Annotated in this window: 14 protein-coding genes; 9 read left to right on the top strand and 5 right to left on the bottom strand. The window is 59.5% G+C overall.

The features are described 5' to 3' along the window. The first annotated feature begins 6 nt into the window (after positions 1-6). The 4 genes from Pan181_RS01645 (at position 7) to Pan181_RS01630 (ending at position 4,007) form a co-directional block, all read left to right on the top strand. The gene (locus tag Pan181_RS01645) at positions 7-1,155 is read left to right on the top strand and encodes an HD domain-containing phosphohydrolase (protein WP_145245181.1); all 1,149 of its coding nucleotides are present in this window, start codon (positions 7-9) and stop codon (positions 1,153-1,155) included. A gap of 12 nt (positions 1,156-1,167) precedes the next feature. Continuing rightward, positions 1,168-2,385, top strand: a complete 1,218-nt coding sequence (locus tag Pan181_RS01640; RefSeq protein WP_145245180.1) for an HDOD domain-containing protein — start codon at positions 1,168-1,170, stop codon at positions 2,383-2,385. After that, on the top strand, positions 2,382-3,542 hold the full coding sequence (locus tag Pan181_RS01635) for an HD domain-containing phosphohydrolase (protein ID WP_145245179.1): 1,161 nt from the start codon (positions 2,382-2,384) through the stop codon (positions 3,540-3,542). The genes Pan181_RS01640 and Pan181_RS01635 overlap by 4 nt, the downstream gene beginning before the upstream one ends. Before the next feature lie 63 nt (positions 3,543-3,605). Further along, positions 3,606-4,007 carry a response regulator gene (locus tag Pan181_RS01630; RefSeq protein WP_145245178.1) on the top strand — a complete coding sequence of 134 codons (402 nt, stop codon included), beginning with the start codon at positions 3,606-3,608 and terminating at the stop codon, positions 4,005-4,007. Between the two features lie 1,210 nt (positions 4,008-5,217). On the opposite strand, the gene Pan181_RS01625 is transcribed toward Pan181_RS01630, so the two are convergent. The 3 genes from Pan181_RS01625 to Pan181_RS26905 form a co-directional block, all read right to left on the bottom strand. Then, entirely contained in the window at positions 5,218-5,553 is a 336-nt protein-coding gene (locus Pan181_RS01625) for a hypothetical protein (RefSeq protein ID WP_145245177.1), read from the bottom strand. Positions 5,554-5,762: 209 nt separating this feature from the next. Continuing rightward, entirely contained in the window at positions 5,763-6,464 is a 702-nt protein-coding gene (locus tag Pan181_RS01620) for a hypothetical protein (RefSeq protein WP_145245176.1), read from the bottom strand. Positions 6,465-6,666: 202 nt separating this feature from the next. After that, positions 6,667-6,756: a PEP-CTERM sorting domain-containing protein gene (locus Pan181_RS26905; RefSeq protein WP_197528810.1), complete on the bottom strand. Its 90-nt coding sequence runs from the start codon at positions 6,754-6,756 to the stop codon at positions 6,667-6,669. Between the two features lie 804 nt (positions 6,757-7,560). On the opposite strand from Pan181_RS26905, the gene Pan181_RS01610 reads away from it, so the two are divergent. From Pan181_RS01610 to Pan181_RS01590, 5 genes are all read left to right on the top strand, one after another. After that, a complete protein-coding gene (locus tag Pan181_RS01610) occupies positions 7,561-9,060 on the top strand; it encodes a methylmalonyl-CoA carboxytransferase subunit 5S (RefSeq protein ID WP_145245175.1) in 1,500 nt (499 codons plus the stop codon). A 38-nt stretch (positions 9,061-9,098) separates the two neighbouring features. Further along, positions 9,099-10,658: an acyl-CoA carboxylase subunit beta gene (locus tag Pan181_RS01605; RefSeq protein WP_231943723.1), complete on the top strand. Its 1,560-nt coding sequence runs from the start codon at positions 9,099-9,101 to the stop codon at positions 10,656-10,658. 48 nt (positions 10,659-10,706) lie between these two features. Continuing rightward, entirely contained in the window at positions 10,707-10,991 is a 285-nt protein-coding gene (locus Pan181_RS01600) for a hypothetical protein (protein ID WP_145245174.1), read from the top strand. Then, positions 10,988-11,377 (top strand): biotin/lipoyl-containing protein, encoded by a 390-nt coding sequence (locus tag Pan181_RS01595; RefSeq protein WP_145245173.1) that lies wholly within the window; start codon positions 10,988-10,990, stop codon positions 11,375-11,377. The genes Pan181_RS01600 and Pan181_RS01595 overlap by 4 nt, the downstream gene beginning before the upstream one ends. Before the next feature lie 439 nt (positions 11,378-11,816). Next, positions 11,817-14,108, top strand: a complete 2,292-nt coding sequence (locus Pan181_RS01590) for an endo-beta-N-acetylglucosaminidase (protein WP_197528801.1) — start codon at positions 11,817-11,819, stop codon at positions 14,106-14,108. Positions 14,109-14,120: 12 nt separating this feature from the next. Here the strand turns inward: Pan181_RS01590 and Pan181_RS01585 are convergent, their stop codons facing one another. Together Pan181_RS01585 and Pan181_RS01580 are read right to left on the bottom strand one after the other, a co-directional pair. Beyond that, on the bottom strand, positions 14,121-15,518 hold the full coding sequence (locus Pan181_RS01585; RefSeq protein ID WP_145245171.1) for a DUF1501 domain-containing protein: 1,398 nt from the start codon (positions 15,516-15,518) through the stop codon (positions 14,121-14,123). A gap of 100 nt (positions 15,519-15,618) precedes the next feature. Beyond that, positions 15,619-18,861, bottom strand: a complete 3,243-nt coding sequence (locus Pan181_RS01580) for a PSD1 and planctomycete cytochrome C domain-containing protein (protein WP_145245170.1) — start codon at positions 18,859-18,861, stop codon at positions 15,619-15,621. Between the last annotated feature and the right edge of the window lie 142 nt (positions 18,862-19,003).

Genomic DNA, 19,003 nt, shown 5'->3' with positions numbered 1-19,003 from the left:
TTGAACATGAGTTTGAACCGAATACTTTTCATCGACGACGAACACTACGTCCTGCGGGCGTATGCGCGGATTTTGCATCCGTTCCGAGAAGAATGGACGATGTCGTTTCATCAAGACGCGATGTCGGCCTGGGATGGCCTGCTCGAGTCGTCGGCAGATGTGGTCGTCTCCGATATCAACATGCCTGGCATGTCGGGACTGCAACTGCTGGAGCGGATGCAAGAACATCCCGATATGATCGATATCCCGGTGATCATCGTCACCGGGCGGGACGACAATGGACTGAAGAGTCGCGCACTGTCGCTTGGTGCGACCGACTTGTTGCATAAACCTGTCGACTGCAGCGAACTGGCTGCCCGACTGCGGAGCGCTTTGCAACTCAAAAAGTGCACCGATCAACTGAAACAACAAAACGAGCGACTCGATCTGCTGGTGCGCGCCCGCACGAAACAGCTGTTCGATTCGCATGCCGAACTGGTCTGGCGGCTGGCCAAAGCCGCGGAGTGTCGCGACGACGACACTGGCAACCACGTTGTCCGCGTGGGGGTCTATGCCAAACTGATCGGGCAAGCAATGGGCATGAAGGCCGAATTCTGTGAGAACCTTTGTTTGGCTGCCACGCTGCACGACATTGGCAAGATTGGCGTCCCAGATGCCATCCTGCGCAAACCGGGCAAGCTGAGTCCGCAGGAATGGAAGATCATGCAGGAGCACTGCTTGATCGGACGCTCCATTCTTGTGGAAGGTCACGCTGGGCGTACGCTGGTGCCAGGCGACCTGTCGCTCGACACTTTGACCGAGCGTTACCCTTTGCTGGAAATGGCCGCAAACATTGCAACCTACCACCATGAGAAATGGGATGGCACCGGGTATCCCTATGGCCTGGCCGGCGAAGCCATTCCCCTGCCCGCCCGCATTGTTGCGATTGCCGACGTTTACGACGCCTTGCGAAGCAAACGCCCGTACAAGAAACGATACGATGTAGAGCAAGCGCTCGACATCATTGCAGAAAAAAATGGCACCCACTTCGACCCGGAGGTTTACCTGGCGTTCCTGCAAGTACTGGAAGAGATTCTTGAAGCCGAAGTAGCTTACTCCGATGCCGACAAGCGTTCCATCACCCCCACAGAGATACTCCAAGAAACGACGCCCTGAGCTAGGAACTGTATGATGACAAGTTTGTTGTTTGTAGACGATCAAGCGAATGTGCTTTCGGGCATTCGTCGTATGCTGCGCAGTTATCACAAGCAGTGGGACATGGAGTTTGCTTGCGGAGGGCATGAAGCGCTCGAGTTGATGCAGGACAAGCGGTTCGATGTGGTGATTACCGACATGCGGATGCCAGGCATCGACGGCGCCGCGCTGCTGGGGAATGTCCGTGAGAAGTGGCCTTCGACCATACGGATCGTGCTGTCGGGACAGTCCGACCGCGAGCGGATTCTCTGCGCGCTCGGTCCTGCTCATCAATACCTGTCGAAACCATGCGACGCGGAGAAGCTGACCTCTACGGTCGCTCGTTGCTGCATGCTTCGCGATCGTTTGAAGAACGATCGGTTGAAGCAATTGGTTTCGCAGTTGGACACCGTACCCTCGTCGGCTCACTCGCTGGAACAACTCACCAGCGAACTGAACTCCTCGTCGGCCACCATCGACAATGTCGCCAAAATCGTAGCCGGCGATGTCGGCATGACTTCGAAGTTTCTGCAACTGGTAAGTTCCTCGTTCTTTGGCCAGCCGCAACGAGTCAAGTCGGCCGAGCAAGCAGTTTCGTTGTTGGGCCTCGACTTGCTGCGTGAACTGCTGCGAATCGAAGGGGTGTTTCGCGTGTTCGAGGAAGAGCAGTTTGCTCATTTTTCGCTGAACGAACTGACTAACCATAGTCGCGACGTTGCGGAGTGCGCTTACAACATCGCGAAGCTCGAAAGCGACGATCCTCAAGTGCATGGCGATTCGCGACTCGCTGGCTTGCTGCACGACGTGGGCAAACTGGTGCTGGCCACTTGCGCGGCCGACGAGTTCCGCCAGGCGGTTGATCTCGCTCATGATCAGCAAATCACGCTTTGGGAAGCCGAGATGCATGTGTTCGGATCGAGTCATGCCGAGGTGGGGAGCTATCTGCTGGGACTGTGGGGTGCACCGCTGCCGGTGATGGAAGCGATTTGTTTGTACCGCACTCCCGAAGAAGCCGAATCGACGGGCTTCAGTCCCCTGGTTGCCGTGCATGCTGCTAATATCTTGTGTCGCAAACGCGTGTCGAGTCGGGCGCAGGAAGCGACGCTGCTCGAGCGGTCCGAGTTCCTGGCCAATGGCCCGTTCGCCGATCGAGTTGAACAATGGCATCGGGCAACTAACACTTCTGTACCAAAACATCAGGCAGTTCCATGAAAGAGCGAATTCTTCTAGTCGACGATGAGCCCAACGTGCTGTCTGGTTACAAACGGCACCTGCGCAAGGACTACAATGTGTTTCTTGCCGAGGGGGGTCCCCAGGCGCTGTCGATGATTGCCTCCGAAATTCCGTTTGCAGTTGTCGTGTCGGACATGAAAATGCCCGAGGTCAATGGCATCGCGGTGCTGGCCGCCGTGGCGAAGCGCCACCCCGACACCGTGCGGGTGATGCTCACCGGCGACGCCGACCAGCGAACCGCCATCGATGCGGTAAACCAAGGCAACATCTTTCGCTTCCTTACCAAACCTTGCTCGCCCGAAACCATGGCCGCCACGCTCGAAGCAGCGGTCCGGCAGTTTCGGCTCGTGCGGGCGGAGCAGGAACTGCTCACCAAAACACTCAGCGGCAGCGTGAACCTGATGGTCCAGATGATGTCGCTCACCAATCCGAAAGCGTTCGGCCAGGCGTCGCGGGTGCGGCGGTACGCTCGCGATATTGCCAATCGGCTAAAGTTAAAAAACGCCTGGGAAGTCGAAATCGCAGCCATGCTCTCGCAAATCGGCTGCATTGCGATTCCTAACGAAATCCTCGAAAAAGTTACCGATGGCATTCGGCTGAATCCTACTGAACAACGCATGTGGGACGAGCACCCCGACACCGGGCGCGAACTGGTGGGCAAGATCCCTCGCTTGGAAGGGGCGGCCGAGCTCATTGCTTTGCAGCGGTATCATGAACCAAACAACTCCATTCCGATGGGCGCGCGAGTGCTCAAGGTGGTACTCGACCACGACGTGCTGGCGACAGTCACCTCGCCCCCCGAGGCGCTGCACACCATGCTGCGGGAGCATCCCGAGCAATACGATCCCGACGTGCTCAAGGCGCTCAGCGAGCTGGTGACCTCGTCGTACATTACGAAGGAAGTTCACATCATCGGCCTGCGCGAAGGCATGGTGTTCGACGAGAACGTGCAGACGCTCACCGGTTCGGTGCTGATTGCCAAAGGCCAGGAAGTCACCGAGTCGCTCATGAACCGACTACGCAACTTCGAACGCTCCACGCATGGCGTGCAGCAGCCGATTCGGGTGCGGTGCTACAGCAGCGAGCAAGCCGCCGAAGCGCCGACCGAAGAGCAACTGGCTCAACCGGTTGGTTAGTACCGAATCCCCCTACTGTTTACATTCGTTTTTCCTTCTGTTTGGATCGACTTGCCGAACTCGATGAATACTCCTGCGAAGCCAACGGTCCTGTTAGTGGACGACGAACCGAACCTGCTGCACTCGCTCGCTCGCGAGTGGCGGAAGCAGCCGTTCGTCACGCTCACCGCGCGGTCGGCCGAGGAGGCTGTTGCGGTGCTCAAGGCCCACGCGGTGCAGCTCGTGGTGACCGACGAGTGCATGGTCGGCATGCGAGGTTCGGAGCTCGTCACCTGGATCGCCGAGCATTACCCCAACGTGATTCGCATCGTGCTCACTGGGCAGCCGAGCATTCCAGCGATGCAAACCGCCATTAACCATGGCGGAGTGTTCCGCTACTTCACCAAGCCGACCTCGGCCGAGGCGTTGGCCACCGCCATTCTCGAAGGCTTGCAGCTCCCCAGCACCAGCACCAGCACCTGCTAAAGCCAGCGTGCCCGCTCGCGAGCGGGGGCTCCCCCTACTGGCCTCCCTCGCTGCTTTGAGCCCCGGCGTTTTGCCCCCAAACCACCGAAATCGATTCGTGGGGGCTTTACTTTCTCTCGCCGACGCCGACCGCTTGTCGTAAGTCGTTTCTAATCCACCATTTACAGCGACACCCAAAATGGCCTCCGAGTTCGTTTCGCCCCACCTGTTTCGGGTGGGGGCATTACCGACAACCAACCACCCCGCGCCGAGTGCGAACACGAGCGACAATGGCAAGCAGCAAACAGTGGATGGTGAGCATCGAATAGACATGTGTACATTAGATCGCATGTCGCGCCAAATTCAAGGAAAAAGTGGGAGAGAAGATGGGGCAAAGCTTGCAATCAAACTACTTCTACACTGTGATTGATGATCTTGATTTGGCATACATGGCTGCATAGGAATACCGCCTAGACGATGCCTGGATAAGCAATTGTGTGATAGCAGATTTCGACAGAATGTCGAAACGACCGATCTAGACATGACCACAACTAGTGATATACTTCACACCCGATGAAAACTCCACGAGATACGCGGCTCGTGGAGCGCGAAAACCATCCGCGTATAGTTAGTTGCTCCAAGGCGCAACTTACCCTTTGGTGCTTAAAGCACCACTACCTTTTGGTTCTTCCAACACCTGTCATCGCGTGGAAATTTGATCGACAGAGTGTCTGGAAAAACCACAGCAGGATTCTAGCTTTCAATGCTATTACTCCTGAGATCCTTAACGCGGGTTGGGTGCTCTAACACCTACTTCCGCGGAAGCCGATGCATATAGAGCCGCTCGGTGGCTTCAAGCCGAGCGGCTCTTACTGTTTCTTGCACCTCATGATTCTCTCCTTTCCGACAAGGGACACTAACGAACAAAAAAAACGGCAGCACCAAATACTTGGACTGCCGTTAACCTATCAATGGTAAGTTGGCAGACTCCGTCCAATAGCTTTAAGTGATTGGCGTCCTACCAGTCACTGGGAAACGTAAAACCGCTTCCCAGGTTCCCACGCCAGGAAACGAACTCATCCGTGCATCGAGAGCACGTTGAATTGGGAATCCCCGACGTGGCGCGAACATACTACCAGATCACATATGTTCACGCAAGTGTCATACTTCTTCTATCTTCTCAGAATTCCCGAAATTTGTATACCCACCTCCGGCCAGAGCCGCAAATTGCCTATCCCATAACCGAGTAAATCATTGTCAGTTGCTCCGGCGTAAGTCGCTTGAGTTCCTCCTTAGACATCTGTGCATGTCCTCTAACAACTAATTCAATAATTTGAGCTACCGGAATACGATCACGCTCTTGTCGATCCAGCACAATTGTGCCGCTGACTGCGAGTATGGCGAGTTGATTGGGGATAAGCCGCTGTCGCTCAGCTTTGGTCAGTTCCAAATATCCACGATTCGCTAACAAAGTAAGATCTTCCGCTGAGAGACGAGTACGTTCTACTATGGTTAGCTCAAGGCCACTCATTGCTTTTAGTACTAGCATTGCTGAATCGTTCGGCATGGGTCAATCCCTTCGATTGTTGAAGTTCTAGTACTTTTACCCATCCCGCAACATCGGGACGGCTGGTACACCAGCTTTGTTTATGATCGGTAGGACTATCTTCTGCAACAGCACCGCCAAATGGCATCAATACGGAGCCCCTCGCAACTCCCCAAGAATGCCGTGAGTCGCGAGGGCTTCACAAGCTACCAATCAGCACAGCCTACGCTTCAGGGCACCAAGAACCGCGTGGCGATGAAGTCGCTGCCGGCGTAGCTTTGTAGATGGATGTCGATTGGTTTCGTCGCGCAGTCGTTGGCTCGCTTTCGCTCGTTCATCACCGGTTGGTAGTCGTAGATCAACTGCGACTCGATGCTCTCCAGCATTTCAGCCGCCAGCGCGTGGGGGAGCATCCACTCCAGCGGCAGGTATTGGGTGCCATCGTGGAACCACACGGCCGCGCGAAACAGCACCTTGCGATAGCCCGCGTACTTGTCGTCGTGCAACCAGAGAGCCGCTTTGTGCCCGTTAGCAAACCGGCAACTGGAACTCGTGATGCCAATGTACAAGGGCTCGCTGTAGGTGCCATCGCGTTCGAGGGCGATGAAGTAAATCGGCAAGCATGGCAGCGGTGGCTCCCCCAGGTACTGCCGCAACAGATGCGACTCTTCGTGGTCGAGCCAACCTCCGCAGAGTCCCCCGATTTCTTCCGACGCCCGCTCGAGGTAGTCGCTAGTACACGCTCGCGATTCGTCCATTCCTTGCCAATGCGCTTCGGCGGCTAAATGCAATGGCAGCACCTCTTCCAGGTTCACCCAACAACACCAGCGACTATCGATGTGGTCGGGTTTGGCAGGCAGATAGAATCGCTTTGGCAATGGCTCGTGGCCATTGCCCCACGCTTGTAAAGGGTAAGCAGACTTATCGAGCATTGGGTGAGGAACCAGGGGGATGAGAGAGGAGCAGCAAGCGTTCGACATCGCGATTGGCACTTGCCTAACATCAAGCCTAGCTCAAAGAACACCGGCAACCCGTAGATGAATAGTACGAGTCTGCGCACCCAAAACTGGAGTTTGCGGGAGTCGGGTTGTGCACGACATCGCGTATCGATTTCGTACGCTATCCGCGAGAACGCTACAAACACCGAGCAAGACGTAAACCGCGACGCGAACCCGCAGCACCTATCACGAACAGGACCAATAGCAGCGACGCGGGCTCGGGCACCTGGCTGGCTTGGGCCTCGGCAGCCTGGCTGGCGGAGAAGTTGGTTTTCCAGATTTCGTAGTCGGCGAAGTCCAGGCTTGCTCACGGCCCTCGCTCATAGTGGTCACGATAGGGCTGCTTCGCACGATTCTTAATCGGGTTGTGCAAGAACTTTAGCACATCGACATAGAAGAGCGAGTTCCTGCCGTTGCTGCCATCGTTCGGGCTTAAAGCAAGCAGCTCTCCAATCACCAAATTCACTCAGCCCGATTTTGGAGCTGAGTCGCAGTGGCGTTGTCGTAGCCGCCCTTTACCCCTTTGAACACCACATAAGCACCGATACGGTGTGTTGTACAATCGCTTCAGAGGTCCGCTCGACCTCGCCTGTCCAGGTGACATCGGCCTTGACGGCCAAAGCGAAGCCAAATCCGGCAGCAGGATACGAGCCGTTGGTACCGTGGAACTGGCCAGAGATGCAAGGCTTCTGGAGACGGTGGTGCGACCTTTCTTTCGCTGGGAGCGTTCCGCTCGCTTCGCGGTTCACCAATCCCGCGCAACAAGCCCCCCCCACGCCCAGGCAAACCAAGCCCGCATCATGTCGCTGGCGGCGTTTCACTCCACGTCGAACGATCCCTTACTTGTAGGGGCTGCGCACCTTGAAGTCGACAATCAAAGTTTGTACTGTGGGCGGTGACGAAAGCATGGCGAGTTGGAGAGAGGTTGGAATTGCCCTGAATGGGATTCCAACTGGAAGGACCATGTTGGCCATCACTCCGTGATTACCACGCATTCGACGGCTCGGAATGTCATCAGGAGCGATTGATCATGACTCGTACGGTCGAAGTAACGGAACTCGCGCTACGGGATGGACATCAAAGCCTCCTCGCCACTCGCATGGCGATGGAAGATATGGTGCCGATCTGCGAAGACATCGATCAGGCTGGCTATTGGAGCGTCGAGTGCTGGGGCGGTGCCACTTACGACTCCTGCATCCGCTTCCTGAACGAGGATCCCTGGGAGCGACTGCGAACGTTCCGCAAGCTGTTGCCCAACAGCCGCCTGCAAATGCTGCTGCGGGGGCAAAACCTCTTGGGCTACCGGCATTATGAAGACACCGTGGTCGACCGCTTTGTCGAAAAGTCGGCCGAAAACGGCATGGACGTCTTCCGCGTGTTCGACGCCCTGAACGACGTGCGGAACATTAAGCGTGCTTTGGAAGCAGTGCGCCGCACCGGCAAGCACGCCGAAGCCACGATCTGCTACACGACCTCGCCGCTGCATTCGGTCGACATGTTCGTCGACATGGCCGAGCAACTTTGCGAAGCGGGTTGCGATTCGATCTGCATCAAAGACATGGCCGCTCTGCTGCGTCCCCAACCGGCTTACGACCTGGTAAAGGGCATCAAACAGCGGTGCGGTGAGGACACCGTGGTGCATGTGCACGTCCACTCGACCACTGGCGTGACGCTCGTCAGCCTGATGAAAGCCATCGAAGCCGGCGCCGACATCGTCGATACTTGCATTTCGTCGATGAGCCTAGGCCCAGGGCATAATCCCACCGAGGCACTGGTCGAGATGCTGCCCGGCACCGGGTACGAGACGCGACTCGACAAGGACCGGCTCCGCAAGATCAAGAAGTACTTTGCCGGCATTCGTCCCCGGTACGCCGAGTTTGCCTCGAACATCCTGGGCGTCGAAACCGACATCTTCGACAGCCAAATCCCCGGCGGCATGATCTCCAACATGGAGAGCCAGCTCAAACAGCAGGGGGCGGCCGATCGCGTGGAAGAAGTGATGGCCGAAGTGCCGCGGGTGCGCGAGGCGGCAGGTTTTCCCCCGCTGGTCACGCCCTCGAGCCAGATTGTCGGTACGCAGGCGGTGTTGAACGTGCTGATGGGACCATTCAAAGTGCTGACGGCCGAGTTCGCCGACCTGATGCTCGGCTATTACGGCGAAACCCAGGGCGATCGCGACCCCAAGCTCATCGAGGCCGCCTCGAAGCAGGCCAAGAAAGAACCGATCACCTGCCGCCCCGCCGACATGCTGAAGCCCGAGTGGGACCAGCTCCGCACCAACGCGCTGGAGCTCGAAGGTTGCAACGGCACCGATGAAGACGTGCTGACCTACGCCATGTTCCCGAAGGTCGCCCCCAAGTTCTTCGTCGATCGCGCAAATGGCCCCAAGAATCTGGGGAAGAGCCCCGAGAGTCAAACCGAGCCCTCTGCGGTCAGCGCCTCAGGCGGTGGAAAGTCGATCACGGGACCAATCTCATACAAAGTGAAGCTCGGCAACCGAACGCACAGCGTCAGCGTCGAACCCGCGTGAGCAAGAATCGAACGTAATCGAAGGTACGGAGAACACCTGTGTCCAAGCCAACTAAGACGATGCAGAGTTTGATTGCCGAAGTGCAGAAAAAGCGCGAGGCGCTCGAAGCTGGCGGCGGGGAAGCGCGACTCGAGAAGCAGCGAGCGCAGGGAAAGCTCACCGCCCGCGAGCGAGTCGCCAAGCTGGCCGACGCCGATAGCTTTGAAGAGTTCGGCTTATTCGCTCAACATCGATCCACCCAGCTCGGCATGGCCGATAAGGAAGCGGCAGCCGATGGCGTCGTAACCGGGGCAGCGTCGGTTGATGGCCGGCTAGTGCATCTGGCCAGCCAGGATTTCAGCGTGCTCGGTGGCTCGGCAGGCGAAGTCCATTCGCTCAAAGTGGCCGACGCGATGCACCGCTCGCTCAAGACCGGCAGCCCCTTTGTGTTCATCAACGACTCGGGCGGCGCCCGCGTGCAGGAGGGCATCGACTCGCTCTCCGGCTACGGCCAAGTGTTCTACAGCAACGTGCTGCTGTCGGGGGCGGTGCCGCAAATCTCGCTGATCTGCGGTCCCTGCGCCGGCGGGGCGGCTTACTCGCCCGCGCTCACCGACTTCGTGATCCAAACTCGCAAGGCTCAGATGTTCATCACTGGGCCGCAGGTCATTAAGCAGGTCACCGGCGAAGACATTACGGCCGAGGCCCTCGGCGGCGCCGACGCCCACATGGCCCACTCGGGCGTGGTTCACTTTGTGGCCGAGGACGACGAAGAAGCGCTCTACCTCTGCCGGCGACTATTGAGCTTCCTGCCTTCGAACAACCTGACCGAAGCGCCGCGAATCGTGACCGACGAGAGCATCGATCCGAACCCCGCGCTCAACGACGTCGTTCCGGTCGACACCAAACAGTCGTACGACGTGCGGGACGTGATCGCCGGCATCGTCGACCAGGGCGACCTGCTGGAGGTTCAAGCCGGGCACGCTATGAACATGGTGGTCGGCTTCGCTCGCATTCTGGGTCGCAGCGTCGGCATCATCGCCAACCAGCCTGCGGTGATGTCGGGCGCGATCGACATCAAGGCCGCCAACAAGGCAGCCCGCTTCATCCGCTTCTGCAACGCGTTCAACATTCCGCTGATCACGTTCGTCGACGTCCCTGGCTACCTGCCCGGCGTGGAACAGGAGTACGGCGGCATCATCCGCAACGGGGCGAAGCTGTTGTTCGCTTACTCCGCGGCGAGCGTGCCGAAGATTCAGGTGATCCTTCGCAAGTCGTACGGCGGCGCGCACGTGGCGATGAGTTCCCGCGACCTGGGCGCCGACTGCGTGCTGGCCTGGCCCACTGCCGAAGTGGCCGTGATGGGGGCCGAAGGGGCCGTAGAGATTGTCTTCCGCAAAGAAATGCAAGAGGCCGAGGACAAGGCCAAGACCCGCGAAGAGCTAATCGCCCGCTACCGCGAAGCGTTCGCCTCGCCCTACGTGGCGGCCGGGCGGCGGTTGGTGGACGACATCATTGAACCAGCCAGTACCCGGCGACACCTGGCCCGGGCGCTGGAGTACCTGCACAGCAAGCGCGATCATCGCCCGCCGAAGAAGCATGGTTTGATTCCCCTGTAGTGTATCTCCCAGAGCACCTAAGCCGCCGCGAACAACGCCGAGAACGTTATGGCCTCTGATTCCGAACTATCGAAGGAAATCCTCTCCACGCTCGAGAGTCTGCGCGCGGAAATCGCTCAGTTGAACGATCGCGTCGCCGCGCTGGAGTTGCATCAGCCGGCAAAGGTCGTTGACGAAGATATGATTTTGACCATTAGCGCAGCGGTGGCCGCGTATCTAGGCGTCAAGCCGAAGATTCGCCAGATTCGCCTGATGAGCAATCCACAGTGGAGCCACCAAGGCCGTGCCACGATTCAAGCGTCCCACGATTTAGCTTCCAGGAGTCCGCATTGAAACTCAACATCAAGGTCGATGGCCAACTATTCGAGGTGGAAGTCGAAGTCGACGAGCCGGAATCCCCGCGCCCGGCGTACGTTCCGCCACCAGGCCACGTCCGCGCCCCGGCCGCTGCGGCCACCCCAGCAGTCCCAGTGCCCGGCGGCAGCCAGGAAGTGGTGGCCGACGAGAGCAAAGTTTGTCGCAGCCCGATCTCTGGGGTAGTGGTCCGCGTGACCGCTAAGGTGGGCGACGCAATCGCCGCCTCCGACGTGCTGCTGGTCGTCGAAGCGATGAAGATGGAAACCGAGATCACCTCGCCGAGGGAGGGTAAGGTCTCGAACATCAAAGTCACGCCTGGCGACTCGGTGAAGACCGGCCAGGTGCTGGTTGAGTTCGAATAGCGGTGCAGCGTGGCAGGGCTAACGCCGCATGACTCTAGGTGCGACCTGGGGATAGCGAGTGGGATCGGCTGGTAGTTTTATGAACTCCCAGGTCCGCCTAGAAGAGAACCACTTCGCCGGATTCAAGCAGTTCAGTTCCGTCGTCGCCAACTACCTCTACGATGTTGTCGGCCACGGCTGAGACCACGCGGGTCTGCTACGGTAAACAATCCAGATACGTTGGTACCTATTCCAACTACGGTTTCCCCCAAGAACACCGCACGAAGCGAAGAAACGGTCGTCGCCGCGCGCAGCGGGCCGCAGGGCGGCTGAATTCTCGTAGCACCAAGCCTCAAAAGCTCTCAATTCTCCCAGCGTTTTCGCCGCCAAACCCTGCAGCAGTTTACGGGCCGTTGGTACAATGGAACCGGACAGAGATGCAAGGCTTCTGGAGACTGTGATGCGACCTTTCTTTCGCTGGGCGATCTGCGCGATCGGCCTGGCCAATCTATGCGTGTGGAGCGCGTGCTGCCAGGCGGATTTGCCGCTGCAGCCATATGCTTCGTATTGGAAACCCGACGACGAGCCGAACTCGTTGAAGGATTACGTGTACGACTGGGACCCCGACGCGCAATTCAACAAGGGGAGCGTTCCGCTCGCTTCGCGGTTCACTAATCCCGCGCTGCAAGCAAATCCCAACGCCCGAGCGAACCAAGCCCGCGTGATGTCGCTGGCGGCGTTTGATTCCACGTCGAACAATCCCTCGCAAGGGAGCGACACCTCACGGTACTACGCGTTCAACAACTGGCAATACCTCGACGCGATGGTATTCTGGGGTGGTTCGGCCGGCGAGGGGAACATTCTCGCCCCTAATGGCCCGGTGATCGACGCGGCCCATCGCAACGGAGTGCCGGTCTATGGCACGATTTTCCTGCCCCCCAACGTGTACGGTGGCGACATCGACCGATTGAGCGACCTGGTCTCCGAATCGCGTGGCGGGCGATATCCGCTGGCCGACAAGCTGATTGAGATCGCCGAAAAGAATCGCTTCGATGGCTGGTTCTTCAATCAGGAAACGTCCGGCGCGGACAGCGGCCTGGCTCAGCAAACCATCGACTTCTTGCAGTACATCCAAGACAACAGCGATCTTGAGATGATCTGGTACGACTCGATGCTCGAAAACGGCAACATCAGTTGGCAAGGCGAACTCAACAGCTTCAACAATGGCTTCTTCGAAGGAAGCTCGACGAACGATCGCGCGTCGGACAGTATGTTCCTCGACTTTCGCTGGAACGCGAATAAGCTTAATAACTCGGCCTCGTACGCCGAAGCACTCGGCCGCGACAAGTACGAGATCTACGCGGGGGTCGACGTCGAAGGCTCGGGGTGGGACCAGTCGCGGGTGTCGATGAGCGATTTGTTCCCCAACGGCGGTGACCATCGCGCGTCGCTAGGCCTCTACCGTCCGGAGTGGACGCTGAACTCTACCAGCACGGTCGAGCAGTTCTACGAGCGCGACAACCAGTTCTGGGTGGGTGCCAACGCGGATCCGAGGGATACCTCGGGCAGCGTTGGTTCGCGAGGCTGGAAAGGGCTGGCGAACTACGTGCCGGAGAAGTCGCCGATTACCGATGGCCCGTTCGTCACCAACTTTAACATGGGGCAAGGCAACCATTATTGGATCGACGGAATGGTTTCTCGTCGCGGCGAGTGGAACAACCTGAGCCTGCAGGATGTAGTGCCAACCTGGCGATGGTTGATCGACGCCCCGTCGAACCCGCTGACTCCCGAGATCGACTTTGGCATCGCCTACTACGGTGGCAGCAGCCTGCGTGTGAGCGGCAACCTAACGAGCCAAAACGACTTGCGGTTGTACATGACCAACTTGCCGGTCACCGCGGAGACCAATCTGCAGGTGGCCTTCAAGACCGACGTAGCGGCCAGTGATTCGAACATGGAAGTGCTGGTGGCCTTTACCGACGATCCCACGAACTTCACCGCGGTGCCGGTGGGTGCGAGCAGCGGCGGCGGTTGGGAACTCGCAACGCTCCCTTTGGGAGATTACGCAGGCAAAACGATCGCCCAGCTTGGCTTTCGTTTCGATGGCACCGACGACGACTACGGCATCAACATCGGCCGCCTGGGAGTGATCGATGGCGAGGCCGATCCGGTCGCCCCGCCAACCAACCTGGCGCTGCTCGACTACGCGGAAGTGAACGACCGACAATACACGATGCGGCTCGAGTGGCAGCACTCGGCCGACTACGCGCCCGACGACTCGAACGAGGTATACAACTACAACGTGTACGAAGTGGTCGACGGTCGGCGCGTGTTCCTCGGCGGCACCTTGAACAACTCGTTCTTCGTTCGCAACCTGATTGCCCCGACCCGCCGCAACTTGGTGACCGTGGAAGTGGTATCGATCAGCAACGAGTTCGGCGAGTCGACCGCGTCATCGTTCGATTTGATTTGGACGAACCTGCCGAACGAGCTGGCGGGCGACTACAACAACGATGGCGTCGTCGATCTCGGCGACTACACGCTCTGGCGCGATAACTTCGGCGGCGAAGCCGGCACGCTGACCAACAATCCCTACACGTCGTCGATCGGCATGTTGCAGTACAACCTCTGGAAAGAGAACTTCGGAGCCACTGCCGCGGCGGTGGTCGGCACGCTGAACGTGCCGGAGCCAAGCAGCTGCACGCTGCTGCTAGCCGCCGGGCTGGCGGTGGGGTGGTACCGCCGACGATAAGGCATCGCAGGCCTAAGCCAGGATGCCGTGGACGAGTTCGCCGTGGACATCGGTGAGTCGCATGTCGCGGCCGCCGAAGCGGTAGGTGAGCTTCGTGTGGTCGATGCCCAGCAGGTGTAGCATGGTCGCGTGCAGGTCGTGGATGGTCACTCGGTTTTCGACCACGCGGTAGCCGAACTCGTCGGTCTGGCCATAAGTGGTGCCGCCGCGGACGCCGCCGCCGGCCATCCAGATGGTGAAGCCAAACGGATTGTGATCGCGCCCGTCCGAGCCCTGAGCAAACGGCGTGCGCCCGAACTCACCGGCCCACACCACCAGGGTTTCGTCGAGCAGCCCGCGGGCGTCGAGATCGTCCAGTAGCGCGGCGATTGGCTGGTCGGTCGCCAGGGCGTTTTCGGAGTGGTTCTTGATCAACCCGCCATGGGCGTCCCAGCGATCGCAGCCCGAGATGGCCGGGCAGGTCAGCTCGATGAACCGCACCCCCTGCTCCACCATCCGGCGGGCGAGCAGGCATTCGCGGGCGAAGATGCGGGTGGGAGCGAAATCGTGGTTCAGCCCGTATTGCTCGCGGATGAACTCCGGTTCGTCGTCGACCGAAGCCACCTCGGGTACGGCCATTTGCATGCGATAGGCCAGCTCGTAGTTGGCAATCGCGCTCTCGATCGCATCGTTGTGGGCATAGCTCTCGGCGACACCGGAGTCGAGACTCGCCAGCAAGCTGCGGACCCCGTGCATCCGCTCGTCGTTCATCGAAGCGGGTGCGTTGAGGTTCGCGACCGGGAGCTTCTGCGGCTTGAACATGGTGGCCTGATGCAGCGCCGGCAGGAATCCAGCGGCAAAGTTATCGGCCCCGCCGCTCGGGACAAGCCCGCCGTTGATCACGACAAACGTCGGCAGGTTTTGCGTTTCGCTGCCAAGCCCGTAACTGAGCCAGGCCCCCATGCTCGGCCGCCCCGCCTGCCCGAAGCCGGTGTGCAGGAAGTAGTTGGCCGTGTTGTGCTCGGAGAACTCGCTGACCATGCTCCGCACGATGGCGAGCTTATCGATGTTGCGGGCGATGTTCGGGAACATGGTGCTGCACCACTGGCCCGACTCGCCGTGCTGCGAGAACTTCCAAGGCGACGCGAGCGTAGTCCCCACGTTGTCGAACTGCGTCGGCTCGATCTTCGCATTGAACGGCTTGCCATTCCACCGCTCGAGGGCTGGCTTGGGATCGAAGCTATCGACCTGGGATACGCCGCCATCCATGTAGAGAAAGATCACGCTCTTCGCCCGCGGACGGTAGCCGGGTGGGGCCGGCGGCGCACCCCCTGCCAGGCTGGCGAGCGCCAGACCGCCGAAGCCACACGCACATTGCCGAAGCATCTCGCGGCGCGTCAGTGGAGGATTCACAAAGCGTTGGCAATGCATGGCACTCGGGAGGGGCTAAGGCGAAAGGTGGGATAGGACTATCGCAAGCGAGAGCAGCAGACGTTGCTCAGCACTGTGCTGTTACTGAAAGAATCGAAAGCTACTTGAGGAAAATGAACTCTTTGCTGTTCACCAATGCCAAGCAAACATCTTGCCAAGCGTCGGCGCGCGGCACATTGGCGCTGGCTTGCTCGGCGAGAAACGCGGTGATCTGCGCGGTCTCCTCGGCCGAAGCCGGGCGGGCGAAGGCCGAAAGGTAGGCGTGTTCGATCGCGGCCGAGTCGTCGGCGAACTGCGCGGTGAGCTTCTCGGCCCACTTGTCGACCAGGTGATGCACCAGCGGATCGTTCAGCAGCATCAGCGGCTGAGCGGCCGAGTTACTGCAGTTGCGATGGCCGACCGTCGTAAACGGCATCGGCTTGTCGAAAGCGGCCAGGAAGTGATTGAGCGCGTTCCGGCGAACCTTCACGTAGATGCTTCGCCGACGATCGCCATCCATCGGGCCGCTGCCGCTCGGGCTGCGATTGTTCCGCATGAAGTCGGTGATCTCCACCTCGACGCTCGGCCCGTACATTTTCGGGTCGAGCTCGCCGGCAATCACAAACAGGCTGTCGCGAATTGCTTCGGCAGGCACCCGACGCACTCTGGCCATGTGCACCAACTCGTTGGCCGGGTCGGCCAGTTCCACCACCTGCGGGTCGTTCGCGGGCGAACCCTGCGAACGCTGTGCGTAGGTGCTGCTGAGCACCATGCGGCGGATCATGGCCTTGGTGTCCCAATTGCTGTCGACGAACTCGCACGCCAGGTAGTCGAGCAGATCGGGATGCGTCGGGCGTCGGCCCAGCACTCCCAGGTTGTCGACCGTCGCGACGATGCCCTCGCCCATCAAATGCGCCCACAAGCGATTCACGATGGTGCGAGTGAACAGCGGGTTATCGGCCGCCGCCACTCGCTCGGCGAGTTGCAGCCGGCCGCTTCCCTCGGTAATAGGGAACTCACCCCCCAGCGCGGTCAGCATCCGGCGATGCGTGGCTTCGGGGGCCAAACGTTGATGGCTTCCGCGCAGGTGCACGTACTCGTCTTCGCTGCTCCCATCCAATAGGGCAATCGCGTACTGCGGGTGGGGAATCTGCTTCTCCAGCTCCGTGCGTGCGGCCGTGTAGTTGTCCACCACGGTGCGATACGTTGCGAACGACTCTCCTGCGACCTCAGGCAAAAGCGAGTCGTGATCCACCAGCCATTCGGCAAGCGGCAACACGGCCTCGTCGGCCCGATGATGGCAAGCGTCTTCGAGCGCCAGCGACATAGTCGAAGTGACTACCTCCAACACATCGCTAAACGTCGCAGGGTTCGCGTCGCGCACCGCCTGAGCGAGCGCGGGATTCACTGCTTTAGGCTCTGCGGGACGAGTGTTGCCATGGCGGACTTCGGCCAGCGAGAACTCACCGGTTGGCTTGAAGTCGACATGCACGTGATGCCCCACGTAGTCTTGCGTGGGATGCTCGATCCACTGCCAGGCCCCCTGGGTGTCGATCGACTTGCGGACCACTCCGTGCAGCGGTCCAGCGACCGTGCGATGCGAATCGACTTCCATGAACACGTTGGCCTTACCACGCACGCGATACCATAGCCGGTCGGCAGTGACTTCGAACGTGCGGGTGCGATACAACCCGGTCAGCTTGGGACTGGTCGCCAGGTTGGTCGCGGCCGCATGGCTCAGCACCCTCGGCGACTCGGTGTCGCTGACGTCGGCAATCAGCACTGCGCCGGCCGGTTGAGGAGCGGAACCAAATGCCTGCCCCGAGGTCAACCAATCGGCGTAGGCAACCGGTTCGGCCACCGCGCTAAAATCGACGATTGCGTTCGGCGTTGTGGAGTCGAACGTTGGCCCATCGGAGGTCGGTGTCTCGCTCACCGCCTGGCGAATCATCTGCTCGACGGTCATGCCACGGCCTTCGGCTTCAGACGCAACCGCCAGCAGGTGCCAGGGATGGCTTGGTTGGTGAATCGCTTGTTGCAGTTCCGCCCGCTGTGCATCGGTCCAATTGCCTTGCTTCGCCTGGCCGACGAACTTGGTCAAACGCTGCTCGACCAACGCAACATAAGCTGGCAGCACCTGCGCGGCATGCTGTTGTTGCAGCGACTCGAACTCGCGGGCCAGTTGTTGCTGACGTTCGGGATCAGCGATATTGGCTTCCTGGTAACTGCTGCTCTGAACAAACCCGCACAGCGCGTAATAGTCGGCCGTGGAGATCGCATCGAACTTGTGATCATGGCAGCGGGCACAAGCGATGGTCATGCCGAGCAAGGCTTTGCCGAACACGTCGATCTGGTTGTCGATACGATTGGCTTCTTCGCCGCGGATGTCGACCGGCGAGTGCGTTGCCTCGCCAAGGTGCCACCATCCCGTGGCTTGAATGGATTGATTGGTGCGAGTCTCGGGATCGACTCGCGGAGGGTCGACTAGATCGCCGGCAATGTGCTCCACGACAAACTGGTTGTACGGCACATTCGCATTCATCGCCCGAATCACGTAATCGCGATATCGCCAGGCGTGGGGGATGTCGTAGTCTTGCTCGTGCCCTTTGGTCTCGGCGAATCGCATCAGGTCGAGCCAATGCTGCGCCCAGCACTCACCGAACTCGGGACTGGCCAGTAATCGATCGACAACCTTCTCCCGCGCGGCCGGCGAGGGATCCGCGACAAACTCGCGAACCTCTTCGACCGTGGGTGGCAAACCCGTGAGATCGAACTTTACTCGACGCAGCCAAGTGGCCGGATCGCAAGGCTCAGCCGGGGCAAGCTTCGCCTGCTCGAGCTTTGCCAGCACAAATTGGTCGAGCGGATCGGCCGGCCACTGCTGGTCGTTGACCGTTGGCACCTGGGGGCGCTCGACCGGTTGCCAGGCCCAATGCTCCCGGCGACGCGCTTCGATGTCGATGCCTTGGCTCGCTTTGGATTCCTCGGGGGTCTCTTCAGGAGCCACCGCTCCCGCGGCGATCCAGTTGCGCAGCACATCGATCTCGCGCTGCGGCAACTTGCTCTTCGGCGGCATCTGCAGATCGGGATCGTCGTACGACACCGCCCGCAGCAGCAGGCTCTTCTCGGCATCGTGCGTATCAATGGCAGGGCCGCTGTCGCCGCCGGCGGTCCAACCACCACCGTAATCGAGGCGCAGGTTGGCTGCCCCTTCGGCATTCTCACCATCGTGGCACTCGTAGCAACGATTCGCCAAGATCGGGCGGACTTCGCGTTCGAAGAATTCGAGCGTGGCATACTCGTTTGCTACGCAACTGCCCGCAAACAAACTTATCCCCACAGTAATGACCAGCAATCGACGCATGAGGGATCCTTGCAGATACGAGCGGACGGGACGCTTGGTGACCGCATTCTAGCCCCGGGTCGCACGAAAACCAACTAAATGAGACGTGCGAGCAAGGATTGTTTTGCCACGTCTTGAGATTGCAAAACAGGTGGAACTGGCG

The sequence above is a fragment of the Aeoliella mucimassa genome (genome assembly GCF_007748035.1).
GTDB classification, from domain to species: domain Bacteria; phylum Planctomycetota; class Planctomycetia; order Pirellulales; family Lacipirellulaceae; genus Aeoliella; species Aeoliella mucimassa.
Note: the sequence above shows the minus strand (reverse complement) of the source record. Positions and strands in the feature narration are given on the sequence as shown.

Coding starts and splice junctions, on each gene's coding strand:
- Pan181_RS01580 (WP_145245170.1), bottom strand. CDS start 18,861: ATGCGTCGATTGCTGGTCATTACTGTGGGGATAAGTTTGTTTGCGGGC.
- Pan181_RS01590 (WP_197528801.1), top strand. CDS start 11,817: ATGCGACCTTTCTTTCGCTGGGCGATCTGCGCGATCGGCCTGGCCAAT.
- Pan181_RS01640 (WP_145245180.1), top strand. CDS start 1,168: ATGATGACAAGTTTGTTGTTTGTAGACGATCAAGCGAATGTGCTTTCG.
- Pan181_RS01635 (WP_145245179.1), top strand. CDS start 2,382: ATGAAAGAGCGAATTCTTCTAGTCGACGATGAGCCCAACGTGCTGTCT.
- Pan181_RS01630 (WP_145245178.1), top strand. CDS start 3,606: ATGAATACTCCTGCGAAGCCAACGGTCCTGTTAGTGGACGACGAACCG.
- Pan181_RS01620 (WP_145245176.1), bottom strand. CDS start 6,464: ATGCTCGATAAGTCTGCTTACCCTTTACAAGCGTGGGGCAATGGCCAC.
- Pan181_RS01610 (WP_145245175.1), top strand. CDS start 7,561: ATGACTCGTACGGTCGAAGTAACGGAACTCGCGCTACGGGATGGACAT.
- Pan181_RS01625 (WP_145245177.1), bottom strand. CDS start 5,553: ATGCCGAACGATTCAGCAATGCTAGTACTAAAAGCAATGAGTGGCCTT.
- Pan181_RS01585 (WP_145245171.1), bottom strand. CDS start 15,518: ATGCATTGCCAACGCTTTGTGAATCCTCCACTGACGCGCCGCGAGATG.
- Pan181_RS01600 (WP_145245174.1), top strand. CDS start 10,707: ATGGCCTCTGATTCCGAACTATCGAAGGAAATCCTCTCCACGCTCGAG.
- Pan181_RS01645 (WP_145245181.1), top strand. CDS start 7: ATGAGTTTGAACCGAATACTTTTCATCGACGACGAACACTACGTCCTG.